At 36.0% G+C, this 9961-nt stretch carries 13 protein-coding genes; 8 read left to right on the top strand and 5 right to left on the bottom strand.

Annotated features, from left to right (window positions below):
* Positions 1 to 141: transposase (locus tag DIS06_RS18875; protein ID WP_204166831.1), on the bottom strand; the 141-nt coding region annotated here is incomplete at its 3' end.
* A gap of 189 nt (positions 142 to 330) precedes the next feature.
* Complete coding sequence (locus tag DIS06_RS18870; RefSeq protein ID WP_110114786.1) at positions 331 to 816, bottom strand: hypothetical protein; 486 nt, start codon at positions 814 to 816, stop codon at positions 331 to 333.
* Between the two features lie 263 nt (positions 817 to 1079).
* Between DIS06_RS18870 and DIS06_RS18865 the strand changes: the two genes are divergently transcribed.
* From DIS06_RS18865 to DIS06_RS18855, 3 genes are all read left to right on the top strand, one after another.
* Positions 1080 to 1484 carry a hypothetical protein gene (locus tag DIS06_RS18865; RefSeq protein WP_110114785.1) on the top strand — a complete coding sequence of 135 codons (405 nt, stop codon included), beginning with the start codon at positions 1080 to 1082 and terminating at the stop codon, positions 1482 to 1484.
* 253 nt (positions 1485 to 1737) lie between these two features.
* The gene (gene brnQ, locus DIS06_RS18860; protein ID WP_110114784.1) at positions 1738 to 3051 is read left to right on the top strand and encodes a branched-chain amino acid transport system II carrier protein; all 1314 of its coding nucleotides are present in this window, start codon (positions 1738 to 1740) and stop codon (positions 3049 to 3051) included.
* A gap of 189 nt (positions 3052 to 3240) precedes the next feature.
* Positions 3241 to 4713 (top strand): spore germination protein, encoded by a 1473-nt coding sequence (locus tag DIS06_RS18855; RefSeq protein WP_110114783.1) that lies wholly within the window; start codon positions 3241 to 3243, stop codon positions 4711 to 4713.
* A gap of 62 nt (positions 4714 to 4775) precedes the next feature.
* On the opposite strand, the gene DIS06_RS18850 is transcribed toward DIS06_RS18855, so the two are convergent.
* Positions 4776 to 5138: a helix-turn-helix domain-containing protein gene (locus DIS06_RS18850; RefSeq protein ID WP_162596032.1), complete on the bottom strand. Its 363-nt coding sequence runs from the start codon at positions 5136 to 5138 to the stop codon at positions 4776 to 4778.
* Positions 5139 to 5345: 207 nt separating this feature from the next.
* On the opposite strand from DIS06_RS18850, the gene DIS06_RS18845 reads away from it, so the two are divergent.
* The gene (locus DIS06_RS18845; RefSeq protein ID WP_110114781.1) at positions 5346 to 5915 is read left to right on the top strand and encodes an HAD-IA family hydrolase; all 570 of its coding nucleotides are present in this window, start codon (positions 5346 to 5348) and stop codon (positions 5913 to 5915) included.
* A 154-nt stretch (positions 5916 to 6069) separates the two neighbouring features.
* A complete protein-coding gene (locus DIS06_RS18840; protein ID WP_239422156.1) occupies positions 6070 to 6948 on the top strand; it encodes a thermonuclease family protein in 879 nt (292 codons plus the stop codon).
* A gap of 68 nt (positions 6949 to 7016) precedes the next feature.
* Here the strand turns inward: DIS06_RS18840 and DIS06_RS20260 are convergent, their stop codons facing one another.
* Positions 7017 to 7193, bottom strand: coding sequence for a hypothetical protein (locus DIS06_RS20260; RefSeq protein WP_204166830.1), 177 nt, complete (start codon positions 7191 to 7193; stop codon positions 7017 to 7019).
* 114 nt (positions 7194 to 7307) lie between these two features.
* Between DIS06_RS20260 and DIS06_RS18835 the strand changes: the two genes are divergently transcribed.
* The 3 genes from DIS06_RS18835 (at position 7308) to DIS06_RS18825 (ending at position 9139) form a co-directional block, all read left to right on the top strand.
* Positions 7308 to 7880, top strand: coding sequence for a GNAT family N-acetyltransferase (locus tag DIS06_RS18835; RefSeq protein ID WP_110114780.1), 573 nt, complete (start codon positions 7308 to 7310; stop codon positions 7878 to 7880).
* Positions 7873 to 8619: a type I methionyl aminopeptidase gene (gene map, locus DIS06_RS18830; RefSeq protein ID WP_110114779.1), complete on the top strand. Its 747-nt coding sequence runs from the start codon at positions 7873 to 7875 to the stop codon at positions 8617 to 8619. Before DIS06_RS18835 ends, map begins: the two co-directional genes overlap by 8 nt.
* 151 nt (positions 8620 to 8770) lie before the next feature.
* Entirely contained in the window at positions 8771 to 9139 is a 369-nt protein-coding gene (locus tag DIS06_RS18825; protein WP_204166829.1) for a VOC family protein, read from the top strand.
* Positions 9140 to 9179: 40 nt separating this feature from the next.
* On the opposite strand, the gene DIS06_RS18820 is transcribed toward DIS06_RS18825, so the two are convergent.
* Positions 9180 to 9956, bottom strand: a complete 777-nt coding sequence (locus DIS06_RS18820) for a 3-hydroxybutyrate dehydrogenase (protein ID WP_110114777.1) — start codon at positions 9954 to 9956, stop codon at positions 9180 to 9182.
* Positions 9957 to 9961: the final 5 nt, after the last annotated feature.

Below are 9961 nucleotides of genomic sequence, written 5' to 3'. Positions count from 1 at the left end.
ATAGTTTTTGCTCAATGAGATAAATTTATTTTTCGCATAGTCTGAAATCGTGTCATCGATTGCGTTTCTTCTGTATTTTACAACCAAAACAAGATGATAATACATTAAGAACACTGAATGATTATTACTATCTAATTTCATTGATATATCAATCCTTATTTGTTATAAGACTGATTATACCATATAGCATACAAAAACAAAAGCCTTTGGGCTGTCGCCCAACCGAAATTCATCTCCCCCTTACCGTTGGTGCTGCCGCACCTTCACACGCTTGAAGAGGGAGACTTCTTTCGGAAGTACGTTAAAAAATCTTCCCCTTTAAAGAGAAGATTATAGTTCATAAGGCTCTGGTAATTGATCATCTGCTTGTTGATCTTCTAAACCTAACGTTTTATTAATTTTCTTTTTCATTAGTTCATATTGATAGATGTAATGGAATTGATTTTTTTTAGGAGTTTCACAACAAATGGAGACTTCTTGTCCGTTTTTATCGGTGAAAAGAATCGTTAATTCACCATAATAGCGATGAACAGAGACCCCAGAGATACTTGTTTCTTTCTTTACAACTTTCTCAAACGTTGCAGAATGCATACGTTCTAACGGAATGATAGCAACACTATTAATAAGTAATTTATCGTCAAATAATTCAAGAGTAGAGATGGTTTGTGGATCAATTCCTTCTGCTGATCGAATATAACCAAACGTTTTTGCAATTGAGTTTGATGATTGTAGTGAGGATGTTTTTCGATTGCTTGATAAAAAATAAATGAATATAATAGAGAGTGAAGTAACCAAAAAAACCATAAAATACTCCACTTTCGTTCCACCTCCTTTAGTTAAGTTATCTACATATTCGACAATGTGAAACAAAAATCCTTTTGTCTATTTTGTTTCACGACATAAGTCGCATTCCTTTTTTAAAAAAGCATATAATCAAAGCGTTATCATTGTTAAGCAGATAGGTCCTTTCGAGGATTTTGTTTGATTTTAACGTTTTTATTAAAAGTTTTATAGAGTTATCGTGTATAATCTCATGTGTACATCACGAGTTATATATCTAATGTAAGGAGGCATTTCCATTGTCTTTACCGACAAAAAAACTGGTCTTATTATTGTTATTAGTCATTTGTTTACTATTATTAGTTTTTCAGTATATGAACAAATCTTCTGTGCCGACTTCAAAAGAAAACGAACAAACGTTAGAGAAGTTACCCGAACAAGAAACTGTTGAAGAAGAAGATGGTAAGAAAAAATATAGAATTTATTATTTAACAATTGATGAAGTGAAAGAAGATCGCTACTATGGTACAACAAAAGAAGGTACAGGTATTTCATTTGTAGAGAAAAACTTAAATGAACCACTTGATGAACGGTTGATTGAAGGGGATATTGTAAAAGCTTATTTTGATTTGAATTATAGTGCCAATGGTTTAGTGAAAGTTGAAAAAATAGATGAAATGCCACAAGAAGAAGAAAGTTCCTAATCGTGAACTTTCTTTTTTACATCTGCACGCCGGATTCTACTAGCAATTTCCAAAACCTACGAAATTTTTAAAAAATTTTCAATAACCTGTTGACAATAGGTCTTTTTGTTCGTTAAGATTATCTGCGGAAATGATTAAGACGAGAATACGTTAACGATGAACAAAACATTCATCTATTAATAAAGAAGAAGCTCGTTTCGATGAGAGGCGAGCTTTTGTTTTTTCGTCATATTGGACGAGGGGGCAGTTATGTATGAAGCAACTATCTAGAAAAGATATAGTTGTGATTGGATTTATGCTGTTTGCTTTGTTTTTTGGAGCAGGTAATTTAATTTTCCCACCTTTTTTAGGGCAAGAAGCTGGTCATCAGTTTTGGGTGGCCATTATTGGATTTATCATAACAGGTGTGGGCCTACCCATTATCGCGATCATCGCGATTTCGTCTGTAAAAGGAGGCGTTCGCGCGATTACAGATCGTGTGCACCCAATATTTGGCTTGGTCTTTACGATAATTTTGTATTTAATGATTGGTCCATTCATGGGAATTCCACGTGGAGCGAATGTGGCATTTGAGATGGGGATTTCTCCATTTTTACCATCTCTTACAAAGGGCGCACTTATTATATTTTCGGTTTTCTTTTTTACGCTCGTGTACGTATTAAGTTTGAATCCTTCTAAACTCGTTGACCGAATCGGAATCGTGTTAACTCCTTTTTTATTAGGAGCCATTGCGTTAATTGGAGTAGGAGGTATCTTAAACCTCGAGTTTCCTAAAGTAAATGCTATTTCTAGTAAGTATGCTCAATCTCCTTTCTTTACAGGGTTTATGGAAGGATACTTAACGATGGATACAATCGGAGCGCTGGCGTTTGGAATTGTCATTATTACATCGATTAAGTCAAAAGGAATGACAAGCCAAAAAGAAATTGTACAAACGACGGCTAAAGCAGGTATCATTGCAGGAATTGGATTAGCTGTGGTATACGTTGTAATTGGATTGATTGGTGTGAAAATGACGTCTGTCGGAACATTTGAAAATGGGGGTGACATTTTAACTAATGCGGCGAATCAACTTTACGGAACACCAGGTATGATTTTATTAGGATTAACTGTTGCAGTTGCATGTTTTACGACGTGTGTGGGTCTTGTAACAGCGTGTAGTCAATATTTTCTTACGCTATGGCCAACTATTTCTTATAAATATATGACCCTTCTTCTTACACTACTGAGTGCATTGATTGCTAATATCGGATTAAATGAAATTATTTCACTTTCTATACCGGTCTTAACTGTGATTTATCCATTGACGATTGTGTTAATTGTCTTAACATTCTTACACAGTTTGTTCGGTGGCTCATCAATTGTTTATATATCCGCACTAATTGGTACAGGGCTTGTCAGTATTTACGACGGTTTAAAGGAAATTGGGATTGTGCAAGGTGCGCAGCTTCTTCACTATTTACCACTATATGAAAGTGGGTTAGGTTGGTCGTTACCAGCAGTTGTAGGTGGTGCAATTGGTTGGATACTGTCAAGAAAATCAAATACAAAAGGTATAAAAGAGTAGAATATAAAAATAATTGTCAGAATAGTTTGTTGGTAATTTGTTGGAAGTGCCTTGTTTTCTAATCTGTTTTAATAAACAGAGAGGTAAGAAGGCACTTTTTGTTGTCATGCATGACGGAGTGTGAAGTATATCATTACCAATTTTGAATCATACTACCAATACAAACTAAAACCTAGTGGGTGAGTAAAGGTGGGTAAAAAGGGAACGCAAGTACCATTAAGTGAAATTTTTCACGAAAATGTAAATTACTTATTGAAAGAGTTTAGAGTAGAGAAAAACTTTGATTTAGTTCATCGAAAGCTTGAGTATGCGAATAGACGATTTAGTTTATTCTTTATAGATGGTTTTATGAATGCCGACATGATGAGATACATCATGATGGAAATTAAAGGGTTAAAGTCGGAGCAAATTGAACATGACACGATTAATCGCCTTGTCCAGACATTTATTCCACACGTTGAGGTTGAGACGACAGAGGATTTAGAAGAAGTCATTGGACAAGTTTTAGCAGGCCAGGCAGCTTTTTTAGTCGAAGGGTGTCAACAAGCGATTTTAATCGATACGCGTGAATATCCTATTCGGTCACCAGAAGAGCCAGATATTGAACGTGTTGTTCGTGGTCCACGTGACGGTTTTGTGGAAACGATTATTTTTAACTGTGCGTTGATTAGAAGACGTGTTCGAGACCGATCGCTTATTATGGAGTACTTACAAGTAGGAGAGAGATCTAAAACAGATATTGCTCTTGTATACCTTGATAGTATAGCGGACTTAGACCTTGTTGAAGCATTAAAGAAAAAGGTGGAAGAAATCTCAATTGACGGGATTGCGATGGGTGAAAAGACAATTGAGGAATTTGTATTTGGGCGTAATTACAATCCATATCCGCTCGTCCGATATACAGAGCGTGCAGATACCTCCGCTGTTCATTTAATGGAAGGTCATATCCTCATTGTTGTCGATGGTTCACCAAGCATCATGATTTGCCCGACAACTTTTTGGCATCATTTACAACATGCAGAGGAATATCGTCAAAAACCGATTATTGGTGTCTTTTTAAGGTGGGTTCGATTCATTGCTGTGTTAGCTTCGCTATTTTTATTACCTTTATGGTATTCATTTGCAACAAATGAAGAATTACTTTCTCAAAGATGGGCGTTTATTGGTCCTGAAAAAGCAGGAGAACTCTCGCTGATTTGGCAGTTTTTAATTGCGGAAGTCGGAATTGAAATTTTGCGTATGGCTGCTATTCATACACCTAATGCATTAGCAACAGCCTTAGGGATTGTGGCTGCGATATTGATCGGAGATGTAGCGGTACAGGTGGGGATCTTTACGACGGAAGTAGTTCTATATATTGCTGTCGCAGCCTCTGGTACATTTGCAACGCCGAGTTATGAACTGAGTTTAGGTAATCGTGTGTTTCGAGTATTTTTCCTCATTTTAGCTGCACTATTTAAAATTCCTGGACTTGTTATTGGTGTCACGTTTTGGCTGTTACTACTAACGTATACGAAAAGCATGAATTTACCTTACTTGTATCCGTTCATGCCGTTTAATCCGAAAGATTTTTGGGGAACGCTTGTTCGATTTCCAATTCCATTGAAAAATACACGTTCAAATATGTTACATCCACAAGACAAAAAGAGACAAGCAAAATAAAAAAGCTTCTTCTTTAAAAGTGGTTCACCTATTGAAGGGAATACTTTTAAAAAAGGAGCTTTTTATTTTTCATCTAACCAATTATCATCTTTTGATTTCAACTTAATGACTAAGTCTGCAATCACTTCTTCTAGATGACGAACTTTCTTTTTTAGTGTTTCGTTTTCGTTTTTTAGTTTCGTGATTTCGTAATCGTTCGCTTTTGGTTCGATTTTAGTTTGAGTCTTCGTGTCTATTCGAATTTGTTCGCGAGTAGGTTTCTTTAGTGAAGAGTGAGAAAAGGAAACGTTCTTTTTTTCAAGACGTTTCTTCCAATTATAAATAGTTGAGATGTGAACATTGAGGATGTGAGCAATTTCTTTCGGTGTGGTTCCTTGTCGTAACAATTCTTCTGCTTTTAAGCGCTCTTGATCTTTCGTATTCATGTTTTCGTTCCTCCTTTTAACTAGAGAAAAACAAATCATAAACTTAATCATAGGCGTTGCTGTTTACTAACAAAGGTGATATAACTAATTGTATCGAAAAAGCAATGAGAAAAGCAATAGAAAAACAAAATAGAAACTAAAGTTATCAAAAGAGGAAAAGAATTCGATTTTCGTTTTTAGAAAACTAAAAAGAATAGGTGTGAGTAGATGAACATACTATGGGATTTTGATGGAACTATTTTTGATACATATCCAACGATTGTAAAAGCAGTAAAAGAGCTAGTTGAAAATCGGAGCGTAACGGAAGAGGAAGTATTACAAAAAATGAAAATCTCTTCAGAAGTGGCAATCAATTATTTTAACATTTCTAAATCCGTATTCGATGAGAGATTTCATGCATTGGAACAGCAACTACACCCAAAAGATAAGCCACCATTTCCATATGTAGAAAAAGTGTTAAAAGCAGCAAACACAAATGTCATTGTGACTCATAAAGGAAAGCAATCAGCACTTGATATTCTAGAATACTATGGAATGCATCACTATTTTAAAGAAATTATTACAAAAGATGATGGGTACAAACGTAAGCCAGATAGAGGAGCTTATGAATATCTACATAATAAATATAACATTGACCTCGTGATTGGAGACCGTGAGCTCGATTTAAAACCAGCAAGAGAGTTAGGAATTAAAACGTGTGCTTTTCAAAATAAAGACATTGAAGCAGATTATCATATTGAAACATATAAAAATTTCTTTGCAGTTGTTCAAAAGTAAAAAAAGAAGGTGTTGTGATTCGTTTTTGATCATAACACCCTCTTTTTTACCATTTCTTATGATTTATGTAAGAGCTTTTAATTTTCTCTTTATAAAAGGTGGTGAATCCTTTATAGTTGTATAGTAAAACAATTTCATAGGGAGGTCTTTACTTTTGGAGTGTAAAAAGAAAAAAATAAGCTCCTACCACACGTTACATATGTTTGTGGCTTTTTGTTTCCTTTTCGTTATCACGGCTTGTAGTTCAGAAGTTCAAGAAGCGACGTCAATTAGTGAGAACGCACAAGTGAAGCAAGAAACACTTGGAGAAAGTGAAACAAAGAAACAAGAGTCACTTCCTTCAATGGAAGAAGCGGATATTGATGGCGTGAAAGTAAGTGTTACAAATGTAGTAGATGGGGATACAATCGACGTTAACATGCCAGATGGTTCAGAAGAACGTATTCGACTAGTGTTAGTCGATACACCAGAGACAAAACATCCCAAAATTGGTGTTCAACCGTTTGGTCCAGAAGCTTCTTCGTTCACTACATCTAAATTGACAGGACAAGAAGTGATGTTAGAATTTGATGTGCAAGAGCGAGATCGTTACGGTCGTCTGTTAGCTTATGTTTGGCTAGGGGAAGAATTAGTCAATAAGAAGCTTATTGAAAATGGATTAGCAAGAGTAGCAGTGTTTCCACCTAATACAAAATATGTAGATGAGTTCCGAAGTGCTCAAGAAAAAGCAAGACAAGCAGAATTAGGCATTTGGAGTATTGAAAACTATGTGCATGAGAAAGGGTTTAATGACGAGACGAAAGGTACATCTGTTCAAGTAAGTCCGCCTGTAGGTAGTCACAATACTGCAACATCAGCACAGGAAAGTACCAATCCATCATCGAGTTGTGAAGGTAAAATTAAAGGCAATAAAAACTCGATGATTTACCATATACCTGGTGGTCAGCATTATGAACGAACGACAAGTAATGTTCAATGGTTTTGTTCAGAAGACGATGCAGTTAATGCAGGTTATCGTAAATCACAAAATTGAATAGATGAAAATAACGCTAATAAATGGAAGTTAGCGTTATTTTTTGTATACTGTTTCTTTTATTATGATTAAACCCCATCAAATAAACGACCAACAGAGCGAACGAGTATACGAAGTGCGTACCAAAGAATACGAAATGGTATAAGGAGAATTTCAAAAACAAGCTCTGATAAAAGATCTCCCCAGAAGCTTGATTCATGGCTTTTTTGTTTCTTTTTCCGTTTAAACAAATCCATACACTCCATTTCATAGTCGCCTTTTTCTTCATTATAATACGTATTTTATAAAAGTACATTCATTTCTTTCTTGATCGGTTGTCAATTATGATAAAGTAAAAAAAGAATGAAAGGGGAACGAAAATGACAATTCGAAAAGCTAAAAAGGAAGAAGCAACAATTATTGCTTCACTTCTCTATGATGTATTAGGAGACATTGCTCGTTCGCATGCCGCTGAAAAGACAAGGTTGGAAACTTGTCAAGTGTTTGAACGTTACATACAATCAGAAGAAAATCGTTATAGCTACCGAAATATTATTGTAAAAGAAATTGAAGGTAGAATTGCAGGTATGATGGTTACATATGGCGGTAAAGAGCAAATGAAACTAGACAGACCTATTATTGAAAACGTACGTTCAAAAACAAAAAAGAAAGAATGGACGACAGATTTAGAGGCAACCCCAGATGATTTATATGTTGATTCAATTTGTGTTGCATCGTCATTTCGTGGGCGAGGGATTGGAACAGAGCTTTTAAAAGAGGCGGAAAAACTTGCACAAGAACAAAATCTTCGTGTAAGCCTTAATGTCGAGGTAGGAAATGATAAAGCCGAAGCTTTATATACTCGTATGGGTTTTCGGCAAGATGGTAATCGACTTATTAATGAAAAGCCATTTAAATATATGGTGAAAAACTGGAGGAATGAACATGATTGAATTAAAATCAATGCGTGAAATTGAAGCAATGAGAAAACCAAATCAGCTTGTGGCTGGTTTACATAAAGAGTTGAAGAAAATGATTAAACCAGGCGTGACGACGATGGAAATTGAAAAGTTTGCGATACGTTATGCAAAAAAGCACGGAGCTGAAACGTCTTTAATCGGCTATAAAGGATTTCAATTTGCGACGTGTGCATCAGTCAATGACGTTGTAGCACATGGGTTTCCAAGTGATAAACCGTTAAAATCGGGAGATATTGTAACCATTGATACTGTGTTTGATGTGGATGGGTGGAAAGGAGACTCGGCTTGGTCTTATGCGGTAGGTGAGGTATCTGAAGAAGCGAAGCAGCTATTAAAAGTAACTGAAGAATGCTTATATATAGGAATTGAACAAGCGGTTATTGGTAATCGAATCGGTGACATTTCACATGCAATTCAACAGCACGCCGAGAAGTATGGATACGGCATTGTAATGGAATTAGCTGCACATGGAATTGGTCGAAATATTCATGAGGAGCCTTCGTTTTTACATGCAGGCTTACCTGGAAAAGGAGTGCGACTAAAAGAAGGAATGACGTTTACGATTGAACCGATGTTAAATATAGGTGAGCGGCATATTTATATTGAAGAGGATGGGTGGACAGCGCGTACTTCAGATGGAAGTTTATCTGCACAATATGAGCATACCATTGCCATTACAAAAGAAGGACCTATCATCTTAACAAAACAATAATAATTCATTCGAGAGTGGACTATAGACTCTCGTTTTTTATTTTTAGAAAAAATACGTAACTAAGAACATGTCACCTGAGAACAATTTTAAACTCTCTAAGAGGAAAATGATGTATAATAGTAGCCATAACGAAAAACGGGAAGGTGATAGGGTGCCAACGTTCATTCAAGGGATTGATCACATTCAATTAACAGGTCCGAAAGGATGCGAAGAGGAAGCACGCACATTTTACGTAGATAAACTAGGTCTTACTGAAATACCGAAGCCAGAAAGTCTTCGCAAAAATGGAGGGGTATGGTTTCAATGTGGTAATCAAGAAGTACATATTGGCGTAGAGGAAGGGTTTACTCCACAGAAAAAAGCACACCCAGCCTTTGTCGTTAAACACTTACGCACGTTTAGACAACACCTTAGAGATGTAGGGATAGCAACGAAAGAAGATACACCGATAGCAGGTCGGGAGCGTTTTTTCGTTCAAGATCCGTTTGGCAATCGAATTGAATTTTTAGAGTATGAATAAGAAAAAGGTGGTTGACGCAATGTCAACCACCTTTTTTAGGTTATTGAGCTGTATATCCACCATCAATAACAACCGCTTGACCTGTTACACCTTTAGCCATATCACTTGCTAAAAACATGGAGTAATCTGCAATTTCATCTACAGATAATAAACGTTTTTGAGGAACTAATGGATAGATAACCTCTTCTAATACACTTTCTAATGCTACGTTACGTGTTTTTGCTAAGTCTTGCAATTGATTACGTACAAGTGGTGTATCAACGTAACCAGGACAAACTGCGTTTACCGTAATACCATGAGCAGCTCCTTCAAGTGCTGATACTTTTGTTAAGCCAATTACACCATGTTTTGCACTATTGTAAGCAGCTTTACCAGCAAATCCAATTAAACCGTTAATGGATGCCATGTTAATAATGCGGCCAAATTGTTGTTTTTTCATAATTGGGAAAGCGTGCTTCGTTGCAACAAATGGTGCAACAAGCATAATTTTTGTTAAAAGTTCAAACTTCTCAGTAGGGAAATCTTCAATCGGTGATACAAATTGCATGCCCGCATTATTGATTAGTACGTCAAGACGACCATACTTTTCAACGGTCTCATTAATCATGTTTTCGATATCACTTTCACTTGTTACATCGGCTTTAATGCCGTATGCTTCATGACCTTTTGAAACAAGTGTTTCAGCTGCTTTTTTTACACCATCTTCATTTAAATCAGTTAAAACAACTTTTGCACCATTTTCAGCGAAACGCTCGCCAATTTGATAACCGATACCTTGTGCAGCACCTGTAATTAAAACGACTTTATTCGTTACCATATTTT

The sequence above is a fragment of the Bacillus sp. CGMCC 1.16541 genome (assembly GCF_003184905.1).
Lineage (GTDB): Bacteria > Bacillota > Bacilli > Bacillales > Bacillaceae_H > Priestia.
Note: the sequence above shows the minus strand (reverse complement) of the source record. Positions and strands in the feature narration are given on the sequence as shown.

Bases quoted from the DNA above. Each gene is read 5' to 3' on its own strand.
- DIS06_RS18820 (WP_110114777.1), bottom strand. From the start codon at position 9,956: ATGGTAACGAATAAAGTCGTTTTAATTACAGGTGCTGCACAAGGTATC.
- DIS06_RS20260 (WP_204166830.1), bottom strand. From the start codon at position 7,193: ATGGAGTGTATGGATTTGTTTAAACGGAAAAAGAAACAAAAAAGCCAT.
- DIS06_RS18835 (WP_110114780.1), top strand. From the start codon at position 7,308: ATGACAATTCGAAAAGCTAAAAAGGAAGAAGCAACAATTATTGCTTCA.
- DIS06_RS18850 (WP_162596032.1), bottom strand. From the start codon at position 5,138: ATGAATACGAAAGATCAAGAGCGCTTAAAAGCAGAAGAATTGTTACGA.
- map (WP_110114779.1), top strand. From the start codon at position 7,873: ATGATTGAATTAAAATCAATGCGTGAAATTGAAGCAATGAGAAAACCA.
- DIS06_RS18845 (WP_110114781.1), top strand. From the start codon at position 5,346: ATGAACATACTATGGGATTTTGATGGAACTATTTTTGATACATATCCA.
- brnQ (WP_110114784.1), top strand. From the start codon at position 1,738: ATGAAGCAACTATCTAGAAAAGATATAGTTGTGATTGGATTTATGCTG.